This is a genomic window from Halostella limicola (assembly GCF_003675875.1).
Taxonomy (GTDB): domain Archaea; phylum Halobacteriota; class Halobacteria; order Halobacteriales; family Natronoarchaeaceae; genus Halostella; species Halostella limicola.
In genome coordinates, this window is the sequence record NZ_ML014752.1 from 195,232 (window position 1) to 219,968 (window position 24,737).

A 24,737-nucleotide genomic window follows, 5' to 3' on the forward strand; every position below is an offset into this window, starting at 1 on the left:
AGCGCAACGGGTTTACTGGCCCGGGGCATGAACTGGGACAATGACCGAGACGATCCGAGTCGCCGTCCCCAGGAAGGGGCGCCCGCTGGAGGCGGTGCTCGAACGACTCGCCGACAGGACCGGCGACGCCGCCCTCGCCGACGACATCGTTTCTACGCTCCGCTACGAGAAGGCCATCACGAAGGGCAACCAGAGCGACGACCGCGACGTCTACGAGCGCCTCGCCGAGTACAGCACCCTCTCCGACCCGTCCGCGCCGGACTACACCCTCCTGCGCGACGACCGCGCCGGCATGCCGCGTCGCATCGTCTTCGACAGCGTCACCGTCGAGAGCGACGGCGTCGAGGTCCAGCTCATCGGCCGCGAGGAGCCGTTCCGCGCGGTCCGTACCCACGAGTTCGCGCTCGGCTTCGACAGCGCCGACCTCGTCCTCGAGGAGGTCGTCGAGCTCCGCGAGGAACCGCTCGCCTCCATCGCCGACGTGAACGCCCGCATCAACCCCAAAGACACCGACGTCCGGGTCGTCACCGGCCTCGGCGACACCGTCTACCACACGCTGATGGCCACACCCGAGACGCTGCGGACCGGGCCGTCGGCGGATCTGACGAGGGAGTTCGTCGCCGACTACGACGGGCGGCTCTGCATCTCGCCGCGGTACGAGCGCCTCGTTCAGGCCGTCCTCGGGACGGGCGCGACCGACGACCTGACCTTCTGCTATCCCGACGAGGGCCGAGAGGAGGAAGCCGCCGTCGCGGACGTCGGGCTCGGCGTCTACCTCACGATGACCGGGTCTACCGCCCGAGAACACGGGCTCGAACTCGGAGAGCAGCTGTTCCCCAGCGAGACGGTGCTGATGGAGAACGTCGTCGAGATGACCGACGACGCCGACGTCGTCAAAAACCTGTTCGCCGAACAGGAGTTCGAGACCGAACTCGCCGTTCAGTAGTCCGCGGTCGTCGAGTTCTCTCCGTCGTCAGCGGTCGAGTTCTCCACGGTTCCGTCGTCTTCTGGGACTGATTCGTTCCCCTCTCCGGGTTCGTCGACGCCGGCCGCCTCGTCGGCGGCCTCGTCGTCCATCCCGTCGTCGCCGGCGTTCCCTTCGACTGTCAGCCGGTAGTCCTCGAACCCGTCGAAGCTGCCCGGTTCGCTCGCTCCAGTGACCCGCACGTAGTAGGTGCCGGAGTCGAATATCTCCACCACCTGCTCGGCGGTGTACCGGTGCTCGATGCCCTTCTCGGTCACGCCGGGGCCGCTCGTGGCGGTCGGGATCACCTTGTCGCCGCTCTCGTCGTACACCTCGACGCGGACGTTGTTTCCGAGTTCGGTGTCGCTGTCCGTGAGTTCGACCGCGGCGCGGTACGTCTGTCCCTCCGAGAACTCGACGGCGTACCAGTCCTCGTCGTCCTCGACCAGCGTCGCGTCGAGGGAGTCGCCCGGCGAGACGGACGCGGCGGACGCGCGGTCGTCGTTCCCCTCTTGGGCGTCGTCGCCGCTCGTCGAGACGCGGAACCGGTACTGGCCGAGCACGTCGTAGCCCGGCGCGGTCGCCTCGACGTAGTACGTCCCCGACGCGTCGGCCACGCCGCCGATCGCGCGGGCGTCGCTCATCGGGGCCCCCTGTGCTATCTGTTCGCCGTCCGGACCGTAGAGCGTGTACTGGACGTCGCCCGTGCCGCCGGGGAGCGTCAGGCGGATGGCCTCGCCGCCCTCGACCTCGAACTCGAACCGGCGCGTCTCGGCGTCTGTCTCCTCGCCGCTGACGGTCGTCCCCGTCTCGATGCTCGTCGTCGGCGCCTCCGACTCCGTCTCGTTGTCGGACTCGAACTGGCCGACGACCGCGCTCTCGTTGGACTTGGCGTCGTCGTCGGTCTCCGTTCCGTTCTCGGCGAGTCCGTCCGACTCGTTGCCCGTTTCGTTGGTCACGTTGTCGGCGTCGTCCGTCTCGTTTTCACCGTCAGTATCGTCACTGTCGTCCGTCTGGTTTTCGTCGTCGGACTCGTCGTCGCTCGTCTCGTTTTCGCCGTCAGTCCCGTCCGGTCCGTCGTCGGTCTCCGTTCCGTTCGGGTCATCGGTGTCCGTCTCGTTCGTCCGATCGTCGCCGTTCGTCTCGTTCGGTTCCTCGTCGGTACCGTCGTCGGTCTCGTTCCCGACGATGTCGTCCGCCTCGTCGTCGGTGTCGTCCATATCGTTCGAGTCGTTCGTCCGGTCGTCGCCGGACTCGTCGGTGTCGTTCTCGCCGTCCCCCTCGTCGGGGCGTTCCGGCGGGTCGTCGTGCGTCGGGAGCGGCGTGTCGTCCTCGTCGTCCTCCCGCTCTTCCGTCGTTTCCGCGTCCTCGTCTTCCTCGGCATCCTCATCTGCGCGCTCGTCGTCGCGAGGCTCTTCCCCGGTGTCGATGGGTTCGTCGCCAGTCGCGTCGTCCGTCGGACAGACGCCGCCGACGAGATACGCCGTCCCGCTATCGTTCGCGTTCGAATCGCTGTACGGTGCGCCGACGAGTAGCGCTTGGGCGCCCTCGCCGGAGAGGTTCGTCGCGCCGGCGAGCGAGAAGCCCGCGCCGTCGCCGCGCGCTTCGCCGGTGAGCGTCGCGGTGGCGTCGGCCAGCGAGGCGGTACCGGTCGCGTCGGCCCCGACGACGTGAGCCGCGCCCGTCGCCTCGTCGGTGCCGGGTGCGCCGACGAAGACGCGCCCGTCGCAGGGGCCGCCGCCGACGGCGAAGCCGGCGAGGTCGTCCTCGGCCGCGCCGTTCAGGGTCAGGTTCGCGTCGGCGAGGCTCGTCTGGTCGGCCAGATCGCCGCCGTGGAGGACGTAAGCGGCTCCCGCGTCGTCCGCCGCCGCGTCGCTGTACGGCGCACCGACGATCACGTCGGCGTGTCCGTCGCCGTTCACGTCGCCGGCGCCGTCGACCGCGTAGCCCGCGTTGTCGTCGTCGCCGGCTCCGACGAGTTTGGCGTCCGCGTCGGCCAGCGACCCGTCGGACTCGCGCACCTCGTTGCTTCCGTAGATGACGTAAGCAGCCCCGGCGTCGCTCGCGCCGGTGTCGTTGCCGTATGCGCCGACGATCACGTCGCGCAGTCCGTCGCCGTTCACGTCGCCCGCGTCGGCAACCGACCAGCCCGCGCGGTCGCCGTAGCCCTCACCGGCGTACTTCGTGCCGACGTCCGACAAGGACAGCGCGTCAGCGCCGTTCGAGTCGAGGTCGCCGCCCGGGAGGACGTAGGCGGCGCCGGCAGTCCGGTTGACGCTGTCGTTGTACGGCGCGCCGACGACCAGGTCCGAGCCGGCCCCGGTCGTGTCGTTCACGACGTCGACGGCGTAGCCTGCGTGGTCGCCCCACCCTTCGCCTTCGAGCGTCAGGCCCTCGTCGCCGAGAGTGACCGTCTCGTTGAGGTCGTCGCCACCGGGGACGACGTACACCGCGCCCGCGTAGCGATCGCTGCTGTTCGCGTGGGGCGCGCCGATGACCACGTCTGCGTACCCGTCGCCGTCGACGTCGCCGCCGGCGACCGAGACGCCGGCTCTGTCGGCGCGCTCCGACCCCTCGAACGTCACGTCCGCGTCGGAGACGTCGAACTCCCTGTCCTCGACGGGACCGTAGAAGAGGTACGCGGAGCCGCTCCCGGAGCTCTCGTCGTGTCGCCGCGGCGCGCCGACGAGGAAGTCGGTTTCCCCGTCGCCGTTCACGTCGCCGGCTTCGGCCACCGACCAGCCCGCGGTGTCGTTCTCGTCCGCGCCCGCGTACGACGCGTTCGCGGTGGAGAGGTTCCGCTCGTCGTCGGTTTCCTGTACGCCCGCTGCTTGGCCGTCGAACTCGACCGTCGCCGTCGCCACGTCGCCGACACCGATGCCGGCGACGGCGATACTACCGGCGACCAGTAACGCTATCGCCGCGATTCCGGCGCGAAGCCATCTGTCTGTCTGGGGACCCATATCCGCCCGCATCCGGGGAGGGGCCATTGTAATTAGTCGCTTGCTCGCCACAATCGCCGCTATATCCCGGTGCCAGCGGCGGGAACTATCTCGTTGCAGCACCTTCAGCATCGCCAACCGTTCGCCCGGCGCGAACGAGAGAGCGTTTCTGGCGTCGGTCTGGGAGGGTCTGTGACGCCACTCTCAGTACGCTGTGAAGTAACGCGTCGATACCTCAGAGATCCGGTAACTGCCGTTCTCCAGTTCGGAGTGCACAGTCTAGAGATATCACCCGATTCAGGGGTCGTACGTCGTTAATTCGAAACTACTGACGGTATCGATTACGGATTCTGGCATCTTCTACCCCATTGAACCCGATCGCTTCGGGATTGGACCGCGCTCATCGCGTCCCTCTCCTCTCCGATAGTACCGAGGGTCGCCGGTCACGGACGTAGCCGGGGAAGGGCTCCAGTCGGCCACGGACTGGAGGCCAACGACTCCAGATGGAGACTTTCCCGGGAAGCGGACGGACTGGAACGTGTTCCGTCAACCACCGAGCCGGCAACTCACGTAGCAGCCCGACCGTGTAGCCGACCCGAAAGGAGATTCCCTGAACGCTGCCGACATCACCTCTGGAAGAGCCGCTACGCGTGTCCGCGCCGAGAACGAGAACGTCGATCCGGATAACCGCCACTAGTCTTCCGACAGCAACTCTCGCGATCCAATACCCAGTCGACCTAATCGTGGAAGCCCCGGCAGTAGCACGTCGCTTCGGGTGAAAGCGCTCTCCGATCCGGGCCGGTCCTCACGTGGCAAAGCAGCCTAAATCGGTATAGCGACATATGATTTACCCGGTCGATTTCGACCGTTGATAAAGTGTCCGGGCTCGGATGTCGACAGGCCGACAATGGGACACAGCGGTGGGAATCCCCGTGCGACCCCTAAGGGGCGCAGTAGTGTTACACGGAATCCGACGAGAGGGCATCTCGACGCGACGGGCACAGGGAGATTGTTCGACCAGGCGACCCCTCGCAGTCTCGTCCGTCAACGTCGCATTCGAGAGTTATAACGACGACAACGACCGGGATCCGACCGTCGCGAAACGGACCATCGCTGTGGCCGCCCGGATCTTCGGGGGAACGAATTCCCAATACGGTGACTGGGATCCCGTCCGCCTCGTCCGATCAGCTACGAACCGGGGTCCTGACCGTCGCAGGGCGCTCTGTGCCGCCGCTTGCGAGCGCTCACAGGCGACCCGAGCAGTAGTCGTCATCAGTTCTCACCGCCACGGAATAGGGAGGCGGTTGCAGAGAACGACGAACGTGGAGAATGAGTGCCGGGAGACAGTACGCCAAGCCGCCATCCCACCGCCGCGGCTGAAGGATCGAGGTCGCTCGCGTCCGGATCGCGATCGGTCGTCCGTCGAACGAATACGCGGTCGATGAATCGACAGGGACTGTACCGAGAACGACCCCGCCAATCTCGGGCGGGCACACCGTGGCGGGAACGAGTGACATTGGCGACGACCGGGGAAGAACCCCGACGACAGTACGGGACGCCACTCGGCCTTCCGAAACGGTTCTTGCAGCTGCGGTGGCCGTTCCCGATCTATCAGGACGGCACCACGTCGTTCGCTCCTTGCCGACGAGGCAGGATCGGTGCCACGCCGAGCGACGCACGTTCGCGATCGCGTCGACGGCCGACCGCGTACGATCCTCTCGATCCGACAAACGATCTGTGAGTGCGCAACTACTCCGCCGTCGACGAGCGCCGATCGACACCGCGCAGCGAGGGATCTGTTGGTGCTGGCGCGACACATATCGGGGAAATAGAACCCGATCTTCGGGCCGCAACCCCAAGGGTTGGAGGCCCGAAAACACCGCCCCAGATCGGGAGCTCATCCGGCACTATCTGACAAAAATCTATTAAATTATGGCGACGCAGCGATCGTCTCGTCCCTGCGACTGAGATCCGGCCATCGTCAGGAATACCGCACAGATTGGCCGGCTAATTTTATCTGTGTCTGTAGCACCAGTGTATCTAATATTGAGGCTATATTCGAGGATCAGTGGCCGAATAAGCCAGAATTAGAGGACCATAATCGAGGATAAACTCTCTTATTTGTGCCCGTGGGACAGATTGAAGAGGGTGGCTCGAGTGCGACGGAACATGGCGAGCGAGGGAGACGAGACCGAGCGGACCGTCGTCAAAACGTACGTTCCCCGATACCAAAAGGAGATCTGGACCGACCAGGCCGACGAACTCGGCATGAGCCAGAGCGAGTTCGTCCGGACGATGGTCCAGGCCGGCCGCCGCGGGTTCGACGGCGGAGGCGCGTCCGAACGCTCCGACCCCCAGGGCCCGAACGCCGAAGACGGCGATCCAGCCGGTTCCGACGGTGGGGACGGCGACGGCCTCGACGATCGCGTCCTCTCGGTGCTCGACGGCGAGGAGTACCTCGACTGGGAGTCGCTGGTCGAGTCGCTCACCGGCGACATCGAGAGCCGCCTAGAGGACGCCCTGCAACAGCTTCAGTCCCGCGACGAGGTGCGCTACAGCGGCCGGCACGGCGGGTACACCCGGGTGGACGGATGAGTACGACCGGTCCCGCCGCCGGCGACGTCGACGACCCCGTGGGCTACTTCCTGCAGGACGTGGCGTACCACGGGAAGAGCGAGCGCACGAGAGACGCCTACGAGCGCGTTCTACGCCGTTTCGAGGCGTTTCTGGGCGACCCCGGCAGCAATCCGTCGGGGACGGCGACGGCGCTCTCGGAGGCGACGCACAGGGACTGCATGGCCTGGATCCACGAGATCCGCGGCGACGTCGCCGAGAGCACCGTCGCGACGTACGCCTCCTACCTCCACCGGTTCTACGCCTACATGACGCAGGTCGGGGCGTTCGAGTCGAACCCGATGGCGCTGGTCGTGGAAGAAATGGACGAGACCATCGACACCGACCCCGCACGGCGCGATATACCGCTTTCCGATATGCGGACCTTCGTCGTGGAGCTCTCGCACCCACTAGAGTGCGCCGTCGTCGTCACGCTCCTGAAGACGGGAATGCGCGTCGGCGAGCTCTGCAACCTGGACCGCCGCGACGTGCACCTCTCGGAGGTGCCGTTCGACCGCGACGGCGTCGCGGTCAGAGCGCAACTGGCCGAGCGCCCGGATTCGCTGTACGTCGACGCCGAACCGGCCCGCGGCGCGGTCACCAACGGCGAGGAGCGGACCGCGTCGAACAAGCGCAAGCGGGCGACGGTGATCCCCGTCGACGACGAACTCCGGACGGTGCTCGGCCGCTGGCTGGCAGTCAGGCCGGACAGCCACTCGCCCGCCGATCCGTTGTTCACCAGCACGAGCGGCGACTGGGGGAGCCGACTGACGCCCGACATGGTCCACCACCTCGTCGAGCGCCACGCCCGCGACCGCGGCTGGTACCAGTCGGGCGGGGGCGCGGAGGTGAACGTCACGCCGCACTACTTCCGGCACTTCTTCACTACACACCTCCGGGACCGGACGGGCGACCGGGGCGTCGTGAAGTACCTGCGCGGCGACGTGGCGCAGGACATCATCGACACCTACACCCACAACTGGGGCGACAGGGTGCGCGAGACGTACGAGGCGAACGTGTACGATCTGCTGTAGATCGGGTTACTGCTGTCAGTGCGACAGCCCAAGATTCGGACGTTCAGAGAAACCGATGGTTGATACCGAATAGATAAACTTCATATCGCTATACTGAATAGCCGGGGAGAGTGCCAGGCTCGGTCACCCCCGATCGCGGGGGCAAAGGGGTGAAGCCGGCTACCGACGTTGCGACGCCGCCGTCACAGCGATTTATCCCGCGCCGGAGAGTACGGGGGAGCATGGCGGACGACGAGACCCGCGTCTGGCTGGTCGAGCGAACCTACTCGGACGACGAGCAGAACATGATCATCCTCACCTACGCGACGCCGGACGGCGAGCGGTACTTCCGGAAGGAGCGGGCGCTCACGTCGTTCGGCGACGTGCGCGACACGACCGCGGCCGTCGAGGTCGGCCCGGACAACCTCGGGTCCGTCGGCGACCCCGATCTGCGGGAACAGTACGCGGCGGAGGCACAACGGATGGCCGAGGTACACGATCCGGACGACGTGATCTGACGGGCGCCGGTCACTGAGAGTCGTCGGCCGACGCTGCAGCGGGCACCCCGGTACGGAGTTCCCGCACGGCGGCCGGCACGTCCTCGGCGGGAACGACCGCAGCGCGCCGCCGGATCGATTCGTACGTATCGCGAGCGTCGTCGCCGGCTCGGTTGCGCTCCTCGAACGGCCGAGTTTCGACGACGACGATCGGATCCGCGTCGGCGAGCGTCCCGAGAATCTCGCGGTTTCCGGGGGTCAGCACCGGGTCCGCGAGCACCGTCGCGTCCGCGGCGGTCACGCGGTTTTCGAGCGCGGCGAGGGCATCGTCGTCGACCGCCTCGAACGGCGCGGTCGTGACGAGGTCCACGCCCTGTGCCCGCGCGGTTTCGGCGGCGGCGTCGCCCGCCGCGAGCGGCCCGGCCGAACGCTCGAACCCCGCTGCACCGAGCGCATCGAGAACCCGCGCGCCGGTCTCCCCGCCACCGACGACGTGGACCGTCGCGTCCTCGGCGGGGCGGTCCGCGAGCGCCGTCACGGAGAGGCTCCCGGTGACCCCGTCCCGCGTGACGACGGCGTCGGCGTCGAACGCGTCGGCGAGGTTCGCCTCCGAGAGCACCTCGGCCGGCGTTCCGTGGGCCAGCACCCCGCCGTCCGCGAGCATGACGAGTTCGTCGCAGTATCGCGCGGCCAGGTTCAGGTCGTGGATGGCGGCGACGGCCGTCTTCCCGTCCGCGACGAGGTCGGAGACGAGTTCCAGCGTCTCGACCTGGTGGTTCACGTCGAGGCTGGCCGTGGGCTCGTCGAGCAGGAGGACGGGCGTGTCCTGTGCGAGTGCGCGCGCGAGGAGGACGCGCTGGCGCTCGCCGCCGCTGACCGCCTCGACGGAGCGATCGGCGAAGCGCCCGACGCCGGTGCGCTCCATCGCGCGCTCGACGGCCGCGCGGTCGGCGTCCGTCGCTCGGCCGAAGCGGGACCGGTAGGGGTGCCGGCCCATCGCGACGGCGGTCTCCACGTCGAAGGAGAACGCGAGGTGCGTCTCCTGTGGCACCACGGCGACCCGCCTGCTCGCCGCCTTCGAGGAGAGGCGGTGGACGTCCTCGCCGTCGATCAGCACGCGCCCCGAATCGGGCGAGATCGCTCCGCTGATAGTCCGAAGCAGCGTCGTCTTTCCGGCGCCGTTCGGGCCGACGAGGCCGACGAAGGACCCCCGGTCAACGGACGCTGAGACGTCCGTCAGCACCTCGGTCCCGCCGAGCGAGACGGTGACGCACTCGACGTCGATCACAGCGCGGTCACCTCCCGCCGGCGGAGGAGAAAGAGGAAGAAGGGCGCGCCGAGCGCCGCGGTGACGATGCCGACGGGCACCTCCGCCGGGCCGGAGCGCGCGAGGGTGTCCGTGGCGACGAGGAACGAGGCGCCGGCGAGCGCGCTCGTCGGGAGCAGGACGCGGTGGTCCGGGCCGACGACGAGACGCATCATGTGCGGGACGATGAGGCCGACGAAGCCGATGACGCCGGCGACGGCGACGGCCGCCGCGGTGACGACGCTCGCGAGCGCCAGCAGCAGGCGCTTGGTGCGCTCGACCTCGACGCCGAGGTGGGTCGCGTCCTCCTCGCCGAGCAGGAGGACGTTGAGGTCCCCCGCGAACGCGAGGAGGACCGCGAACCCGACGAGGGAGACGGGGAGGGCGAACTCCACGTCGCCCCACGTCGACGCGCGGAGGTTGCCCATCAGCCAGTAGACGGCCTCCCGCAGTTGTTCGCCGGAGAGGACGAGCATGTAGGAGATGGCCGCACCGAGGAACGTCTGGACGGCGACGCCGGCGAGCAAAAGCGTCGCGACGGGCGTCCGCCCGCCCTCGGTCGCGATGGCGTACACGAGGAAGGCGGCCGCCAGCGCGCCGCCGAACGCAGCCGTCCGCGGACCGACCGGGACGGCCCCCGGGAGCGCGATGGCGGCCACCGCGCCGACCGCCGCACCGGAGGAGACGCCGATGATGGAGGGATCGGCCATCGGGTTCCGGAAGAAGCCCTGCATGACCGTGCCCGCGGCGGCGAGCGCGAACCCGACCACGCCCGCGAGGACGATCCGGGGTAGGCGGAGGCTGCCGACGATGCGCTGATCGGTCTCCGGGACGGAGAGCGAAAACGGGTGAACGTAGCCCACGTCGAGTCCGGGGACCGGGACGGACGCGGAGGTGAGCGGCAGCGGCGCGCTCGACACGGTGAGGCCCAGCGAGGCGGGGACGGCGACCGCGTTCAGCGCCGCCTTCGCCACGACCGCGTGGTCGAGCGGGACGGGCCCGATCGCGGCGCTGACGACCACGACGACGACGAGCAGGAGGGAGAGCGCGGCCGACCAGGCCGTCGCGCGGACGCCGGTGTGCATGCGTTGCAATCCGAGTTGCGTTAGGTAAATACTTATTGTCTACCCGCCGAACGGGCAGACGATGCTACGAGACGGACTTCGATTGCTAGTCGCGCTGCTCGTCGTCACGGCGGGCGTCGGCGCCGTCGCGACGACCGCCGGCGCGCAGACGGCACAGGACGCCCCGACCGCCGCGACGACGGGCGCGAGCACCGACGCCGCGCAGAACGACGACTGTACGTTCCCCGTCACGCTGGAGGACGCGAAGGGGACCGAGGTGACGATAGAGGAGCGGCCCGAATCGGTCGTGGCGCTCCAGCCGAGCGCCGCCCAGACGATGTGGGCTATCGGAGCCGAGGCCCAGGTGACGGGGATGCCCGTCAGTCGGTACACCGACTACCTCGACGGCAGCGAGGACAAGACCGACATCAGCCAGAACGACGGCGTGTCGATCTCCGCCGAGACGGTCGTCTCGCTGGAGGCCGACCTCCTGCTCGCGCCGAACAGCACCCCCGACGAGACCATCGCGCAGTTCCGCGACGTCGGGATGACGGTGTACGAGTTCCGGGAGGCAGAGTCGGTCGAGGACATCTACGAGAAGACGAACCGCACCGGCCGGCTGACGGGTAACTGCGAGGGTGCGGCCGAGGCCGTCGCCGAGATGCGGACGGAGATCGAGGTCGTTCAGGAGGCCGTTAGCGGCGAGGAGCCCGAGACGGTCTACTACCAGATGGGCGGCGGCTACACCGCCGGCGCGGACACGTTCATCAACCACGTCATCGAACTCGGGGGCGGCGAGAACATCGCCGTCGCCGCGAACGTCACGGGCTACGCCCAGCTCAGCGGCGAGGTGATCGCCGAACAGAACCCCGAGTGGGTCCTCGTGAACGAGGAGATGGGCCTGCAGGAGACCGAGGCGCTCGCGAACACGACCGCCCTGCGGGAAGACCAGATCATCGAGGTGAACGCCAACTACCTGAACCAGCCCGGGCCGCGGGTCGTGGTTCCGATCAGCGAGATCGCACAGGCGATCCACCCCGAGGCGTACGAGGAGGCGAACGTCTCCGTCCGCGGCGAGGCCGAGGCTGAGGCCGAAGCGGAGGCCGGCGGCAACGACTCCGACGGCACCACCGCCGACGACGCGAACGACTCCGGCGGCGAGTCGGACAACGACGGCCAGCCCGGCATGGGCGTCGCGCCCGCCGTCGCCGCGCTGGTCGGGACGCTCGCGCTGCTGACTCGGCGGCGCGACTGAAAAAGTCCTTAACCGCGGCGCGCGGACCGGGACGTATGGTCGAAAACGTCATCTGGCCCGCGTATCTCGACGCGGAGAAGACGCGGAGCGAGGGGCGGCGGGTGCCGCAGGACATCGCGGTGCCCGAGCCCACCGTCGACGAGATAGCGGAGGCAGCGGGACAGGTCGGCTACGACGCCGTGATCGAACGCGACGTGGCGTACTCGCGGGAGGGCCACGAGAAGCGCGGGCGCGTCCTCATCAAGAACGCCGACGACGACGCGAAAAACGACATCGTTCAGGCGGTCGCCGCGTACGTGACCGCCCTCCGGGAGTGATGCAGCGCCTCGGCGAGGTCGTGCGCACCGCGCAGGGCCTCGTGATCGTGCGGGTGCCGGACGACGACGCGCCGGACATCGGGACGGAGGCCGTCGACGAGTCGCTGAACGAGGTCGGCCGGGTCGTCGACGTGTTCGGCCCGGTCGACCGGCCGTACGTCGCCGTCTCGCCCGACGACGACCGGACGCTCGCGACGATGCTCGGGCAGAAACTGTACGCGCGGTAACGCAACTGCCATACCGCAGGCCTCCGAAGCGACGCGCACATGGAACAGCGACACCGCGTCTACGCCGCGGTCGCCGCGACCGTCGGCATCTTCCTGCTGGTACAACTGGGGGCGCTGGCCCTCGTCGAACCGTTCCAGTCGGCGGGCTACCAGGCCGTCGAAGACCCGAACGACCCGACAAACAGCGTCGCGTACTTCGCTGCGATCCTCGTCGCCACCGCCGTGATGCTCGCGGCGATCAAGTTCGACGTGCGCTGGTTCATCCGGGGGGTCCTCGTGTTCACCAGCGGCCTGCTCACGTGGTACGTCCTCAACGTCGTCGTCCCGCCGCTCGTCACCGTCGCGGTCGGCGGCGTCGCGGTCAACGTCCTCGCGGTGGCGGGCGCAGCCGCCGTCGTCGTCGGCCTCCTGGTCCACCCCGAGTGGTACGTCATCGACGTCGCGGGGATCATCATGGGTGCGGGCGCGGCGGGCATCTTCGGGATCAGCTTCGGCCTGCTACCGGCGCTCGTCCTGCTCGTCGCGCTGGCCGTCTACGACGCCGTCAGCGTCTACGGCACCGAGCACATGCTCACGCTCGCCGAGGGCGTGATGGACCTCAACGTCCCCATCATGTTCGTCATCCCGACGACGCTACCGTACTCCTTCCTCGACTCGATGGAGGAGGCCGAAGAAGCGGCCTCGTCGGAAGGGGACGTCGCGACCGCCGACGAGACCGACGCGAGCGATCCGGACGAGACCGGCGTCACCGACGAGTCGCCGCTGGAGCGCGACGCCCTGTTCATCGGCCTCGGCGACGCCGTGATGCCGACGATCATCGTCGCGAGCGCCGCGTTCTTCGTCGACGAGGGTGCCATCGCCGTCCCGGGCATCGCGCTGAACCTCGCCGCGCTGACGGCGATGGTCGGCACGCTCGCCGGACTGGTCGTCCTGATGGGTATGGTGCTGAAAGGTCGGGCCCACGCCGGCCTGCCGCTGCTCAACGGCGGCGCGATCGGGGGCTACCTCGTCGGCGCGCTGGCGAGCGGGCTGACGCTCACGCAGGCGCTGGGGCTGTGAAGCCGGTCGAACGCGGGGCGCCGGAGACAAGATATTTACAGAAACGCGTGTGGCGGTAATATATGGACTGGGGATTCCGGATCCGGAAGGACGTACCTGCGTGGGTGCAGACGCTCGTGCTGATAGCCGCGATCCTGCTTATCGCCGCGCTGCAGCGCTTCGGCGTCGTCTGAGGTTTTCGCGCGTCGCAGGACCGTCTCCTGCGCGCAAGCGGTCGGGGTGGCGTCGCGTGCGGGCCGCCCCGGATCGCGAACCGACGACTCGGGACCGAACGCTATCGGCCCGTGAGCGCCTCGCTCGCGGGGGCGAACTCGATCTCCGAGCCGAGGTCCTCGTCGACGGCCTTGTCGTAGAGCAGTTTCGCCGCGGCGACGGTCTCGATGCCCGTGCCGCCGCTGTCGAAGACGGTGATCTCGTCGTCCGACTCCCGGCCGGGGGCTTCGCCGGCGACGACCTCACCGAGTTCCGCGTGGACGTGGTCCTCCCCGACGACGCCTTCCTCCACCGCGTGGATGAACGACCCGGCGTCCTGCGAGACCCGCGCCCGGAGGTCTGGGACGTACTTCGAGCGCTCGATGGTCGTCGCGTCGAGTTCGCGCTTCTCGGGGTGGTACTGGCCCATCGCGGTGACGTGTGTGCCCTCGGAGAGGAGGTCGCCGTCGAACACCGGCTCGCTCGCGGTCGTCGCCGTGATGACGACGTCGGCGTTCTCGACGGCCGCGGAGCTGCTGGCGACCGCCGCGACGGCGGCGTCGAGCCGCTCGTTCATCTCCGCGGCGAACGACTCGCGGCGCTCCTTCGTCGGCGAGTACACGTCGACGGTTTCGATGTCGCGGACCTCGACCGCCGCGCGGAGCTGGCCGCGGGCCTGCGCGCCGCTGCCGATCAGCGCGACCGAGGTGGCGTCCTCGCGGGCGAGCGCGTCGAGGCCGACGCCCCCCGCGGCGCCGGTCTTGAACGGGTTCATGCTCGCGCCGTCGAGCACCGCCAGCGGCTCGCCGCTCTCGGCGTCGAAAAGTGGCGTCACGAACCAGGCGTCCTCGGCCCCGAAGCCGGCTGCGTACATGTAGCCACCCATCGCGCCCGTCTCCGGGAGCACCGCGGAGTAGCCCGTCAGCATCCCCGGCGGGTCGGCGTTGCCGAGTTTCGTCCGCGGCTCGGCGGGCGCGCCCTCGCCGCGCTGTCGGTAGCCCTCCCTGACGGCCTCGACGTACTCTCGAACGGTCGCGAGGCCGGCGACGTCGTCGCTCGTCAGAAACCGTACGGACGTCATGTGAAAATCGACGGCCACGAGCGTGAAAAGCGTTGATGAGGTGGGATCGCGGCAAGGGAGGTGGGAGAACGGAGGGGGAGTGCGGAGAGCGGGGAACTGAGAGCGGAGAAAGTGGGAGCGGAGAAAGACGAAACGGAGAGAAGCTGAAAGCGGTGTTAGTCGGCGTTGACCGGCGCGACCTGCGCGGTCTGTTCGCGCGCGGTGTCGGCGTCGTCGACGGGCGCGTTGACGAACATCGCGTGGCCCATGAGGGCGACGGGAACGCTCGCAGCGATGGGGACAGCGGTGGTCAGGCCGAGGCCGGCGGTGGTGAGGGCGGCAGTGAGTCCGAGCAGTGCAACAGGGATGAGGCCGAGGACGACGTCGTAATATCCGGTCATAATTCGTATTACATACTATGCGGGATACGCATATAAGTGTTCCCCATAGGCACCACGTATTTCACCAATTAGGAACGAATATCACCTGCATTTGATACTCATAACTTATGAAAACCCAATGGATCAAAGAACAACGTATACAGGGCCCCTCCGCAGCAGAATCGGCGTTCTTCTGAAACGGCGGGTTTCTCCCCGATTCGGCAGCGACAATTGCCGGGATCCGACGGAACCCCCCTCGCCGATCGGGGGTACTGGCATTATTTGGGAGGAGAGGTGGCTATTAGTGAACGCGTGCCACATTCTGATTTGCGCGCGCGGGGGGCTGCCGTCTTCTGTCGGAGCGCGTCCGAGCGCGTGCTGGGCTCACCGAGGCCCGTTCTGTCATCCCACCTTTCGGGACCATTCGCCGCTTTTCGAGGAGTTAAAGCAGGCAGCCGCGTAACCGTCGCCAACGTGAACGGCAACGACAGGTCGATCGTCGGACTCGTGATGGTCGGCCACGCGATGGTGCACACCTACGAGCTGTCGATCCCGATCCTCGTCTCGGTGTGGCTCCTCGAGTTCTCGACCACGGCGGCCACGCTGGGGCTGGTCGTCACGGCCGGGTACGCGCTGTTCGGCGCCGGCGCGCTCCCCGGCGGGATGCTCGCCGACACGTACGGCTCCCAGCGGGTGATCGCCGCCTGCCTCCTCGGGATGAGCGGCTCCTTCCTCGCGCTCTCCGTTGCGCCGTCGATACCGTTCATCACGCTCGCGCTCCTCCTGTGGGGGATCGCGGCGAGCGTCTACCACCCTTCGGGACTCGCGCTCATTAGTAAGGGCGTCTCAGAGCGCGGCAGCGCCTTCGCGTACCACGGGATGGCCGGCAACGCGGGCATCGCTCTGGGGCCGCTCGCGACGACGCTGCTGCTCATCCCCTTCGAGTGGCGCGCCGTCGTCGGGCTCCTCGCGGTGCCGGCCGCGCTCGGCGGCCTGTACGCCATCCGGGCGGACGTCGACGAGAGCGCCGAGGTCGCCGCGGACGGCGACGGTCGCTCCGGCGCCGTCTCCTCGCTCGAGGAGTTCGTCGACGGCACCCGGGCGCTCTTTTCGGGCGCGTTCGTCGGCATCTTCCTCGTCGTCATCATGTCCGGGCTGTACTACCGCGGCGTGCTCACCTTCCTGCCGGAAGTGCTCGGCGAGTTCGACGCGTTCGCGCCCGTCACCGTCGGACGTGAGGAACTCGAACCCGCGCGGTACGCCTACGTCGCGCTCCTGATGGTCGGGATGGCGGGCCAGTTCGTCGGCGGGAAGCTCACCGACCGGATCCGGCCGGAACTGGGCATCGGTGCGGCGTTCGGCGCGCTCGCCGTCCTCGCGCTCGCGTTCGTCCCGGCGGCCGACGCCGGCCTCGGTCCCTTCCTCGTCGTCGGCGCCGCGCTCGGGTTCACCCTGTTCGTCGTCCAGCCGCTGTACCAGGCGACCGTCGCGGAGTACACGCCCGCCGGCACCCGGGGCCTCTCCTACGGGTTCACCTACCTCGGGACGTTCGGCATCGGCGCGCTCGGCGGGACCGTCGCCGGCGCGGTGCTCACGTACGGAACGTCGCTGACCCTGTTTCTCGTCCTCGCGGTCGTGGCCGCGACCGCCTCCGCGACCGGCTTCGTCCTCGCCCGCCGCTAGGCGTTCCGGCGCGACGCCAGGAGCCGCCCGGCCGCGATGCGCCACGCCGTCAGCGAGAGGAGGCCGACGCCCGTCATGACGAGCGGGAACGGCCACGTCGTCCCGCCGGTGAAGTACGGCGACCCGCGGAGCAGCAGGCCGACGTTCGCCGCGCCGAGCCACGCCCCGGCGGCCAGCCGCGCAGCGCGCGCCGGCGTCGCGACCGCGCCACGCTCGTGAGCGCGGACCAGCGGCGCGGCGACGAACCACCCGATCAGGAACGGCGCGACGGTTTCGATCACCGCCAGCGGTTGGGAGAGCGGGCTGATGCCGTGGCTCAGCGATCCGCCGGTCACGAACAGCGCGATGACGAGCGCGTCGCCGCCGACCAGCGGGAGCGAGTCCGTCGCTCCCTCCTCGCGGACCTCCGAGTCGTACGATCCCATGCGCGACGGTGCGGTCCCCACGACTATCGTTCCGGCGGTTTCGCGGCGGCGGATCCGCGCCGCCGCGGACAGCCGGGCGGGACCGCCCGCGACGCGGCGGGTTTTATCACCGTCCGGCGAAGTCGGTTCGGGTATGTCACGGGGCGAGGCGGACGAGGCGGAACCGCCGGACATCGACGACGCGCTGCAGGAACTGGAGGAGCTGGAGGAGCTCGTCGACTCCGAGGCGGAGCGCGAGCAGGTCAGGGAGACGATGCGTACCCTGCGGGAGGCCAAGGATCCCCGCCTGTTCGGCAGGATCCGCTCGGCGTTCGACATCCGCGACGCGGGCGAGGCGCTCGTCGGTAGCCTCGTGTTCGGCGTCCCGATGCTCGTCGAGGACGGCACGAGAGACGTCGGGACGTACATCGCCGCGAACCCGCCGTATTTCGTGTTGACGCTGGCGATCGGGCTGGTCGTCACCGTCGGCATCCTCCACGCCGTGCGCTTCGAAGAGGTCGAGAGCGACCTCATCCTCGGGATCGTCCCGCGGCGGCTCGTCGGCATCCTGGCCATCGCGGGGATCACCGCCGCGGTGCTGATGACCGCGTGGGGACGCGTCGACTGGGCCGACCCGTGGGTCGCCACCTGCCAGACGTCGGTGACGGGCGTCGTCATGGCCATCGGCGCGGCGCTGGGCGACATCCTGCCCCACGAGTGAGAACGTGAGGTCGACTCGCGGAGCGCCGACAACGGTTTGTACCGCCCCCGAGAGATGCCGGGCATGAACCGAACGCACGCGCTCGGCGTCGCGCTGACCGGCGTCGGCGCGCTCGGGTACGCCGTCGGCGTCGCCGTTCCCTATCCCGGTCGCGCGTTCACCGTGACGGCCGTGATGGTCGGCGTGACGCTGTGGGCCGTCGGCCGGACCGGGGGTGCGGTCGCGTGACCGTCGAGGCCGTCGCGTACGACAACGAGGGGGCGGAGTCGTACGACGACATCGCGACCGCCCGGGACGCCGACGGGACGACGTGGGTGCGCGTCGTCGCGCCGACCGAGGCGGAACTGCAGTCGATCCGGGACTGCTTCGGGATCCACCACCTCGAAACCGAGGACGTGCAGAACAACGTGCGCCCGAAGGTCGACGTGCTCGACGACCACACGTTCGTGCTCGCCAAGGAGGCCGAGATACCGAGCGGCGAGACGACGTTCATGGAGGAGCTGAAAGACGACCCCGTCGGCCTCTTCTTCGGCGACGGCTGGATCGTCACCGTCTCGCTCGACCGCATCGAAGCGGTCGAACGGGCCTGGTCGGCGGTCCACCGGGGCGACACACGGCTGGTGGCGCGCGGCCCGGACTTCACCGCGTACCGGATCCTCGACGGCGTCGTCGACGACTACTTCGGCCTGCTCGACGACATCGAGGACGACATCGAACTCGTGGAGGAGGAGGTGATCGACTCGCCCGACGTGGGCACGCTAGAGACGATCCACAGCCTCCGCCGGGAACTGCTCTCGCTCCGACGGGTGGTGTGGCCCATGCGCGACGCCGCCAGCGTGCTCGCGCGCGGCGACCCCATCCACGTCAGCGAGGACGCGGAGAAGTACTACCGCGACGTGTACGACCACCTCGTGCAACTGGTCGACCTCGTCGAGACGTACCGCGACCTGACCGGCGGCGCGCGCGACATCTACCTGAACACCCTCTCGATGTCGACCAACGACGTGATGAAGAAGCTCACCGTCGTCGCCACCATCGTCCTCCCGCTGACGTTCGTGGTCGGAGTGTACGGGATGAACTTCGAGGGGAGCCCGTACAACATGCCGGAACTCGGCTGGACCCACGGCTACCCGGCGGTGATGATCGGGATGGCTCTCGTGTCGGTGATCATGGTGTCGTACTTCCGGCGGGAGGGGTGGCTGTAGGCGGTCGCTCACTCCTCCGGCCGGATCCGCGCCAGCCGCATCGCGTTGCCGGTGACGGCCGTCGTCATCCCGACGTCGCCGGCCAGCACCGCGACGACCAGCGAGACGTACCCGAGCGGGATGCCGACGGCGAGCAGGGCCTTCACGCCGAGGCTGGCCCAGATGTTCTGCCGGATGACGCCGTTGGCGGTCCGGGAGAGGTCGACGAGGTACGGCAGCTTCGAGAGGTCGTCGGCCATCAGCGCGATGTCGGCCGTCTCGATGGCGGTGTCGGTGCCCGCCGCGCCCATGGCGATCCCGACGTCCGCCGTGGCGAGGGCGGGCGCGTCGTTGATGCCGTCGCCGACCATCGCGACGGTGCCGTACTCCTCGCGGAGGCGGGAGACCGCGTCGACCTTCTCGTCGGGGAGCAGTTCCGCCTCGTAGCGCTCGATGCCGACCGACTCCGCGATGGCGCGGGCGGTGCCCTCGTTGTCGCCCGTGAGCATGACGGGTTCGACGCCGGCATCTTTCAGCCGCTCGACGGCCCGCTTCGCGTCCTCGCGCACCGTGTCGGCGACGGCGACGACGCCCTCCAGCGCGTCCTCGGTCCCGACGAGGATCACCGTCTTCCCCTCGGACTGGAGGCGCGGGATGGTCTCATCGAGCAGGTCGAGACAGCCCTGTCGGTCGCACTGCTGTCGGGGCTCGCCCACCACCGTCCCACCATCGGTCGCGAAGTGGACGTGGTCCAGATCGAACCCCAGCTCCTCGAAGAAGGCGGGCTTGCCGGCGTAGTGGGTCGTGCCGTCGAGGTCGGCGCGGACGCCCTTCCCGGTGATGGCCTCGAAGTCGGACACGTCGGCCTCGCCGGTGACGGTCTCGTCGGCCCGCTCGACGATGGCGTCGCCGATGGGGTGCTCGCTCCGGCGCTCGACGCCGCGGGCGCAGGCGAGGACGCTCTCCGCGTCGTTGTCGCCGAGCGGGACGACGTCGGTGACGGCGAGTTCACCGGTCGTGAGCGTCCCGGTCTTGTCCAGCGCGACGGCGTCGACCTCGCCCATCGTCTCCAGGTGGTCGCCGCCCTTGATCAGGACGCCGTTGCGCGCCGCGCTCGTGACGCCTGAGACGACGGAGACGGGCGTCGAGATGACGAACGCGCAGGGACAGGCGATGACGAGCAGGGCGATGCCGCGCACCACCCAGTCCACCCAGTAGTAGCCCAGCAGCGGCGGGATCGTCGCGGTCAGGATCGCGGCCGCGGTGACGACCGGCGTGTAGTAGCCCGCGAAGCGGTCGACGAACTGCTCGCGCTCCGTGCGGTTCTCCTGTGCCCCCTCGACGAGGTCGATGATGCGTGCGATGGTGCTGTCGGCCGACGCCGCGGTGACCTCGACTTCGAGGTAGCCCTGCTGGTTGATCGTCCCGGCGTACACCTCCGCGCCCGGCGTCTTGTCGACCGGGACGCTCTCGCCGGTGATCGGGGCCTCGTTGACGGCGCTTTCGCCCTCGGTCACGGCGCCGTCGAGCGGCACCTTCTCGCCGGGTTCGACGACGACCGTCTCGCCGACGGACACGGCGTCGACCGGGACCTCCTCGAGTTCGCCGTCCCGGCGGACGACCGCCGTCTCGGGCGCGAGTTCGAACAGCTCTTCCAGCGAGCGCCGCGCCCGCGTCACAGAGTAGCGTTCGAGCAGCTCGGCGAGGTTGAACAGGACGGCGAGCGACGCCGCCTCGACGAGCAGGTTCTCGCCGGGGACGAACAGCGTCAGCCCCGTCGCGGCGAGCACCGCGGCCGTCATCAGGAAGTCGATGTCGAGGCTCCGGTTCCGCGCCGAGTAGTAGCCGTTCCGGACGATGACCTGCCCGCCGGCGACGACGCAACCCAGCAGGAGCGCGTCGACGACGACCCACTCCTGACCGAGCGCCGTCAGGAGCGTCGCGTTCGCCCCGGGGAGGACCCACCGGACGACCAGCGCGAGCGCGAGGAAGACGCCGGCGACGCCGGTCTTCAGCGCCCGCGGGCTCCGCCAAACGGACTGCGGGTCGTCCTCGACCTCTCGGGGACCGCCCGAGACGACCTCGTAGCCGGCGCGCTCGACGGCGGCGATCACGTCCGCCGCGTCGGTCGCGCCCGCGTCGTACTCGATGCTGAGCTTTCCCGCCGTGGGGTTGGGTTCGACGGCGTCGACACCCGGCACGTCGGCGACGCTTCCCTCGACCTTGGACGCGCAGGAGGGGCAGTCCATCTCGGGGACCGACAGGGAGAGGGACTCGCGGCCGTCGGCCGCGCCACCCCCGCCGTGGTCGTGGTGACTCATCGTCCGTCGGTAGGCGACCGACGTTTATTAACTACGCTGTTACGAAACGGCGGCTAAATCGTATTTGCTAATAAAAGAGCCGGTATTGATTATTAAACCGCCACGAATTCGGTCGAAGCGACGCCGCCCGGCCGCCGATCCGCCGAGACGCCACACGTACAAGACATATATGTCAAGACATACTACCCGTCGCGTGATGGCTGTGACCGACGACAGACGAGGGTGCGAGGGCTGCGGCCGGACGCTCCCCGTCGACGACCTGTACTCGGTCACGATGCCCGACGGCTACACCGCGGTCTGCTGTCCCGAGTGCAGGGAGTTCGCCGAGACCGCCGCGGAGAAGCAGGCCGAACTCGACCAGCGCCGCCGCGCCTGCGACGGCTGCGGCGCCGAGCACCGGCTGGAGTCGCTGTCGGAGGTGACGCTGTCCGACGGCACGTCCGTCCTCTGCTGCGACGACTGCGAGCGCCACGTTCCGGGACGGGGCGGCTCGACCGCCGCGGGCGGCGGCGAGAGCAGCGCGCGGAACGGCACCGGTGACGCCGGCGACGCGGCCCAGGCCGGGGATACCGTCGGCGGCGAGACAGCAGCGGTCCGGAACGACTGCGACCAGTGCCGGGAGTCGTTCAGCGTCGAACTGTTCCAGGTCGAGACGGTCGACGGCCGCACCCAGGCGTTCTGCCCCGACTGCAAGGACGAGGGCCTCGACGACGGCGTGGTCAGGAGCGTCCGGATGCGTCGGTCCGAGGCCTACGCCACGCTCGCGGTCGACGGCGACGCCGACGAGGAGGCGATACGGGACGCGTACCTGGAGAAGGTGAAGCGGGTCCACCCGGACCGCGCTGACGGGAGCCGAGCGGAGTTCAAGCGCGTCAAGCGGGCCTACGACCGGCTCACGGACTAGTCCTCACGCTGGAGGAACCCCATCGTCGCGGGGTCGAAGTGGTACCGCGCGCCGCAGTCCCCGCAGTCGGCGTGGATCGTCCTGCCGTGGTCGTGAAGCCGCCACAGTTCCTTCTGGCGCTGGTCTATCGTCAGCGTCACCGGCGCGCCGCAGTCCCCGGCGTTGCAGGGGAACCGGACGTACCACTTCGGCGTCGACAGCGAGCCGAGCGGCGCCAGCTCCGACCGGAGCCGCGAGAGCAGGTTGAACACCGTCGCGTCCATGTTCTCCCGGTCGAGTTCCACGCCGTCTATCCCCCGGAGATAGCCCCCGATGTCCGCCTGTCGCTCGAACACCGGGACGATCGGCACGCCGCGCGCGACCGCGTATCCGATCTCCTGGTTGATCCACTGGTTCGAGGCGGCCGCCTCAGTCACGACGACGACCATGACGTCGCACTCGTTCAGTCGCCCCTTCAGGTGCTCCCTGCTCCGGCCCGGTTCCACCTCCTCCGCCGCGACGTGGACGTCGAACGGGAAGTTCCGGACCGACCGGAACAGCGATTCGACGACGTCCACGTCCCCCGGCGCGTGCGAGACGAACACTCGCTCGTCGCTCATGTACGCTCCCTGGTACGGTCGGGTCTTAACTGTTTCATGCGACGCCTCGCGCCGGCGGGCGACGAGGGCCGGTCGCGGCGGGATCCGCCCGTCGCCGTCGTGTCTGACGACTGGTTCGACGTGTCTCCGCTGCGTAGCAATTCCGGGGGTGCCCCCATACGTTTATGCCGACTGTGATATTACAGTAGGATGGGGGGAACGATGCACGATCTAACAGGGTTCCAGCGGGACCTACTGACAGTGATCGCTGGGCTCGACGACCCACACGGACTCGCGATCAAAGAAGAACTGGAAAAGTACTACGAGACCGAGATACATCACGGTCGGTTGTATCCGAACCTCGACACCCTCGTCGACAAGGGGCTCGTCGAGAAGGGGGAACTCGACCGGCGGACGAACTACTACGCGCTCACCCAGCGGGGGAAACGGGAGATCGAGGCCCGGCGCGACTGGGAGCAGCAGTACCTCGAAGCGGACTCCGAATCGGCGACGATTTCGTAGCGGGACGGCCCTCCGGCAGGCCGCGCCGCAACGGTTAAACACGAGTACGGCCAGCGCCAACGGAGGGGCGTGACCGACCGCGACAGCTTCTTCGACGACGACAGCGTGGCCAGCGCCGCGGCGTCGACCGACCGCTCGCCGGAGGAACTGCGCGACCTCGTCGAGCGCCATCAGGCGGGGATGCGGGACAACCCCGGCATCGACGGGCTCGTCTACGAGTGGCGGAAGACGCTCCGGGAGGACCCGCTCCTGTTCGCCGACGGGGACGCGTACTACGTCGCTCTACCGCGCCGCATCTGGCGGCAGTTCGCGACGGCACACGGGCTGAGCGACGAGGAGTTCGAGGCGCTGCTCGCCGTCCACGACGACGCCGTCCGCGACGCGGCGGCGGGCCGCGAGGACGCGGACCTCGGAAAACTCGACGACGACGTCGCGATGGTACTGCTGAAGGAATAGCTACTTTTCCTCGGTCGTGTCGAGCACCTTCCCCGAGAACTCGGTCTGCGTTAGCTCGTCGTCGCGGAGGCGCTCGACCCACTCGTCCTCGGCGCGCCACGTCCCGATCACCTCGCCGTCCGTGTCGGTGACCGTCGCGTCCACGCTGACGGCGTCGCCGTGCTCCTCCCTCGCGTCCCAGACCATCTGGAGGACGCGACCGACCTGCCGCTTCGGGAAGCCGTCCGCGGCGGCGATCGACTCGTACTCGATGGTGAGTTCGCCGTCGGACTCGGTCAGGTTCGTGAGGTAGACGCCCTGTCCCATCAGACGGTCTTCGAGTCGCTCCTCGAAGGGCCGTTCCTCGTCGTCGGCCTCGGATTCGGTCATGGGTCGACTTGGGCTCCGGGGGTGTTATACCTTCACAACGGCTCCACGAGGTCTTCCAGCGCCGCGGCGGGGTCGTCCGCCTTGGCGACGCCGCTGGCCAGCAGGACGCCGTCCGCGCCGAGCTCGCGCGCGGCGACGAGGTCCTCGCCGGTGGAGATACCCGCGCCGCAGTACACGTCGACGTCCTCGTCGACGGCGGCGGCCGCCTCGACCGCGTCGCTGACGATGTCGGGGTCGGCCTTGCTGACCGGCGTCCCCGTCCCGATGAGCTCCGGCGGTTCGACGGCGACGGAGTCCGGCCCGAGCGCCGCTGCGGCGGCCACCTGGTCCGGGTTGTTCGCGCAGACGCAGGTGTCGAAGCCGACGCGCTCGGCCGCGTCGAGCGACCCGTCGACGTCCGCCAGCTTCAGGCGGTTCTCCGAGTGGTTGAGCAGGGTGCCCGTCGCGCCGGCGTCGGCCGCCGCTTCGGCGAGCGCGCTACCGGTGTGGCTCCCGTGCTCGACCGGGCTCACGTGCTGGGCCCAGGTCTCTACACCCGTTTCGGCGACGGCCGGGAGGTGCGCCGCCTGCGGCGCGATCGCTATCTCGGCGTCCGTGGTGTCGTTTACCTCCGCCGCGGCCTCCGCGACCGCGACCGGGTCGCAGGGGTACGCCTTCAGGTTGACCAGAACGAACATACGAATACCGCGTCCACCGCGGGACAAAT

25 protein-coding genes are annotated in these 24,737 nt (G+C 68.9%); 15 read left to right on the forward strand and 10 right to left on the reverse strand.

Annotated features, from left to right (window positions below; translation table 11 throughout):
- Nucleotides 1-40: 40 nt before the first annotated feature.
- Nucleotides 41-946, forward strand: a complete 906-nt coding sequence (locus D8670_RS00960; protein WP_121816226.1) for a phosphoribosyltransferase HisG-related protein — start codon at nucleotides 41-43, stop codon at nucleotides 944-946.
- Here the strand turns inward: D8670_RS00960 and D8670_RS00965 are convergent.
- On the reverse strand, nucleotides 940-3,927 hold the full coding sequence (locus tag D8670_RS00965; protein WP_162994108.1) for an integrin alpha: 2,988 nt from the start codon (nucleotides 3,925-3,927) through the stop codon (nucleotides 940-942). The two genes, D8670_RS00960 and D8670_RS00965, sit on opposite strands and share 7 nt — an antisense overlap.
- A gap of 2,148 nt (nucleotides 3,928-6,075) precedes the next feature.
- Between D8670_RS00965 and D8670_RS00970 the strand changes: the two genes are divergently transcribed.
- The 3 genes from D8670_RS00970 (at nucleotide 6,076) to D8670_RS00980 (ending at nucleotide 8,050) form a co-directional block, all read left to right on the forward strand.
- On the forward strand, nucleotides 6,076-6,501 hold the full coding sequence (locus D8670_RS00970; protein ID WP_121816228.1) for a DUF5805 domain-containing protein: 426 nt from the start codon (nucleotides 6,076-6,078) through the stop codon (nucleotides 6,499-6,501).
- Nucleotides 6,498-7,553: a tyrosine-type recombinase/integrase gene (locus tag D8670_RS00975; RefSeq protein ID WP_121816229.1), complete on the forward strand. Its 1,056-nt coding sequence runs from the start codon at nucleotides 6,498-6,500 to the stop codon at nucleotides 7,551-7,553. The genes D8670_RS00970 and D8670_RS00975 overlap by 4 nt, the downstream gene beginning before the upstream one ends.
- Nucleotides 7,554-7,774: 221 nt before the next feature.
- On the forward strand, nucleotides 7,775-8,050 hold the full coding sequence (locus D8670_RS00980; RefSeq protein WP_121816230.1) for a DUF7967 family protein: 276 nt from the start codon (nucleotides 7,775-7,777) through the stop codon (nucleotides 8,048-8,050).
- Nucleotides 8,051-8,060: 10 nt separating this feature from the next.
- Here the strand turns inward: D8670_RS00980 and D8670_RS00985 are convergent, their stop codons facing one another.
- Entirely contained in the window at nucleotides 8,061-9,317 is a 1,257-nt protein-coding gene (locus D8670_RS00985) for an ATP-binding cassette domain-containing protein (protein WP_121816231.1), read from the reverse strand.
- Nucleotides 9,314-10,420 (reverse strand): vitamin B12 ABC transporter permease BtuC, encoded by a 1,107-nt coding sequence (btuC, locus tag D8670_RS00990; RefSeq protein ID WP_121816232.1) that lies wholly within the window; start codon nucleotides 10,418-10,420, stop codon nucleotides 9,314-9,316. Before btuC ends, D8670_RS00985 begins: the two co-directional genes overlap by 4 nt.
- 61 nt (nucleotides 10,421-10,481) lie before the next feature.
- Here btuC and D8670_RS00995 point away from each other — a divergent pair, with 61 nt between their 5' ends.
- Genes D8670_RS00995 through D8670_RS01010 form a run of 4 tightly spaced genes read left to right on the forward strand, consistent with a single transcriptional unit; the run spans nucleotide 10,482 to nucleotide 13,257 of the window.
- On the forward strand, nucleotides 10,482-11,654 hold the full coding sequence (locus tag D8670_RS00995; protein WP_121816233.1) for a PGF-CTERM-anchored ABC transporter substrate-binding protein: 1,173 nt from the start codon (nucleotides 10,482-10,484) through the stop codon (nucleotides 11,652-11,654).
- Nucleotides 11,655-11,689: 35 nt separating this feature from the next.
- Nucleotides 11,690-11,971 (forward strand): signal recognition particle subunit SRP19, encoded by a 282-nt coding sequence (srp19, locus tag D8670_RS01000; protein WP_121816234.1) that lies wholly within the window; start codon nucleotides 11,690-11,692, stop codon nucleotides 11,969-11,971.
- Nucleotides 11,971-12,198 carry an H/ACA ribonucleoprotein complex subunit GAR1 gene (locus D8670_RS01005; RefSeq protein WP_121816292.1) on the forward strand — a complete coding sequence of 76 codons (228 nt, stop codon included), beginning with the start codon at nucleotides 11,971-11,973 and terminating at the stop codon, nucleotides 12,196-12,198. The genes srp19 and D8670_RS01005 overlap by 1 nt, the downstream gene beginning before the upstream one ends.
- Before the next feature lie 39 nt (nucleotides 12,199-12,237).
- A complete protein-coding gene (locus D8670_RS01010) occupies nucleotides 12,238-13,257 on the forward strand; it encodes a presenilin family intramembrane aspartyl protease PSH (RefSeq protein ID WP_121816235.1) in 1,020 nt (339 codons plus the stop codon).
- A 274-nt stretch (nucleotides 13,258-13,531) separates the two neighbouring features.
- On the opposite strand, the gene D8670_RS01015 is transcribed toward D8670_RS01010, so the two are convergent.
- Nucleotides 13,532-14,530: an ornithine cyclodeaminase family protein gene (locus tag D8670_RS01015; RefSeq protein ID WP_121816236.1), complete on the reverse strand. Its 999-nt coding sequence runs from the start codon at nucleotides 14,528-14,530 to the stop codon at nucleotides 13,532-13,534.
- Nucleotides 14,531-14,685: 155 nt separating this feature from the next.
- Entirely contained in the window at nucleotides 14,686-14,910 is a 225-nt protein-coding gene (locus D8670_RS01020) for a DUF8015 family protein (RefSeq protein WP_121816237.1), read from the reverse strand.
- Between the two features lie 453 nt (nucleotides 14,911-15,363).
- On the opposite strand from D8670_RS01020, the gene D8670_RS01025 reads away from it, so the two are divergent.
- Nucleotides 15,364-16,572, forward strand: a complete 1,209-nt coding sequence (locus D8670_RS01025; protein ID WP_121816238.1) for an MFS transporter — start codon at nucleotides 15,364-15,366, stop codon at nucleotides 16,570-16,572.
- On the opposite strand, the gene D8670_RS01030 is transcribed toward D8670_RS01025, so the two are convergent.
- Entirely contained in the window at nucleotides 16,569-16,997 is a 429-nt protein-coding gene (locus tag D8670_RS01030) for a DUF3054 domain-containing protein (protein WP_121816239.1), read from the reverse strand. The genes D8670_RS01025 and D8670_RS01030 overlap by 4 nt on opposite strands.
- 133 nt (nucleotides 16,998-17,130) lie before the next feature.
- Here D8670_RS01030 and D8670_RS01035 point away from each other — a divergent pair, with 133 nt between their 5' ends.
- The 3 genes from D8670_RS01035 (at nucleotide 17,131) to corA (ending at nucleotide 18,902) form a co-directional block, all read left to right on the forward strand.
- Nucleotides 17,131-17,697 (forward strand): DUF2391 family protein, encoded by a 567-nt coding sequence (locus D8670_RS01035; RefSeq protein WP_121816240.1) that lies wholly within the window; start codon nucleotides 17,131-17,133, stop codon nucleotides 17,695-17,697.
- A gap of 63 nt (nucleotides 17,698-17,760) precedes the next feature.
- Complete coding sequence (locus D8670_RS20535; RefSeq protein WP_162994109.1) at nucleotides 17,761-17,925, forward strand: hypothetical protein; 165 nt, start codon at nucleotides 17,761-17,763, stop codon at nucleotides 17,923-17,925.
- Nucleotides 17,922-18,902 carry a magnesium/cobalt transporter CorA gene (gene corA / locus D8670_RS01040; protein ID WP_121816293.1) on the forward strand — a complete coding sequence of 327 codons (981 nt, stop codon included), beginning with the start codon at nucleotides 17,922-17,924 and terminating at the stop codon, nucleotides 18,900-18,902. Before D8670_RS20535 ends, corA begins: the two co-directional genes overlap by 4 nt.
- An 8-nt stretch (nucleotides 18,903-18,910) precedes the next feature.
- On the opposite strand, the gene D8670_RS01045 is transcribed toward corA, so the two are convergent.
- Entirely contained in the window at nucleotides 18,911-21,202 is a 2,292-nt protein-coding gene (locus D8670_RS01045; protein ID WP_121816241.1) for a heavy metal translocating P-type ATPase, read from the reverse strand.
- A gap of 196 nt (nucleotides 21,203-21,398) precedes the next feature.
- Between D8670_RS01045 and D8670_RS21440 the strand changes: the two genes are divergently transcribed.
- Nucleotides 21,399-22,106, forward strand: coding sequence for a J domain-containing protein (locus D8670_RS21440; RefSeq protein ID WP_162994110.1), 708 nt, complete (start codon nucleotides 21,399-21,401; stop codon nucleotides 22,104-22,106).
- On the opposite strand, the gene D8670_RS01055 is transcribed toward D8670_RS21440, so the two are convergent.
- Nucleotides 22,103-22,705: a toll/interleukin-1 receptor domain-containing protein gene (locus D8670_RS01055; RefSeq protein ID WP_121816243.1), complete on the reverse strand. Its 603-nt coding sequence runs from the start codon at nucleotides 22,703-22,705 to the stop codon at nucleotides 22,103-22,105. The genes D8670_RS21440 and D8670_RS01055 overlap by 4 nt on opposite strands.
- A gap of 201 nt (nucleotides 22,706-22,906) precedes the next feature.
- On the opposite strand from D8670_RS01055, the gene D8670_RS01060 reads away from it, so the two are divergent.
- Both D8670_RS01060 and D8670_RS01065 read left to right on the forward strand, forming a co-directional pair.
- The gene (locus tag D8670_RS01060; protein ID WP_121816294.1) at nucleotides 22,907-23,206 is read left to right on the forward strand and encodes a PadR family transcriptional regulator; all 300 of its coding nucleotides are present in this window, start codon (nucleotides 22,907-22,909) and stop codon (nucleotides 23,204-23,206) included.
- Nucleotides 23,207-23,275: 69 nt separating this feature from the next.
- On the forward strand, nucleotides 23,276-23,662 hold the full coding sequence (locus D8670_RS01065) for a DUF8048 family protein (protein WP_121816244.1): 387 nt from the start codon (nucleotides 23,276-23,278) through the stop codon (nucleotides 23,660-23,662).
- Here D8670_RS01065 and D8670_RS01070 read toward each other — a convergent pair whose 3' ends face one another.
- Both D8670_RS01070 and tpiA read right to left on the reverse strand, forming a co-directional pair.
- Nucleotides 23,663-24,031 carry a DUF8159 domain-containing protein gene (locus D8670_RS01070; RefSeq protein WP_121816245.1) on the reverse strand — a complete coding sequence of 123 codons (369 nt, stop codon included), beginning with the start codon at nucleotides 24,029-24,031 and terminating at the stop codon, nucleotides 23,663-23,665.
- Nucleotides 24,032-24,063: 32 nt separating this feature from the next.
- Complete coding sequence (tpiA, locus tag D8670_RS01075; RefSeq protein ID WP_121816246.1) at nucleotides 24,064-24,708, reverse strand: triose-phosphate isomerase; 645 nt, start codon at nucleotides 24,706-24,708, stop codon at nucleotides 24,064-24,066.
- Between the last annotated feature and the right edge of the window lie 29 nt (nucleotides 24,709-24,737).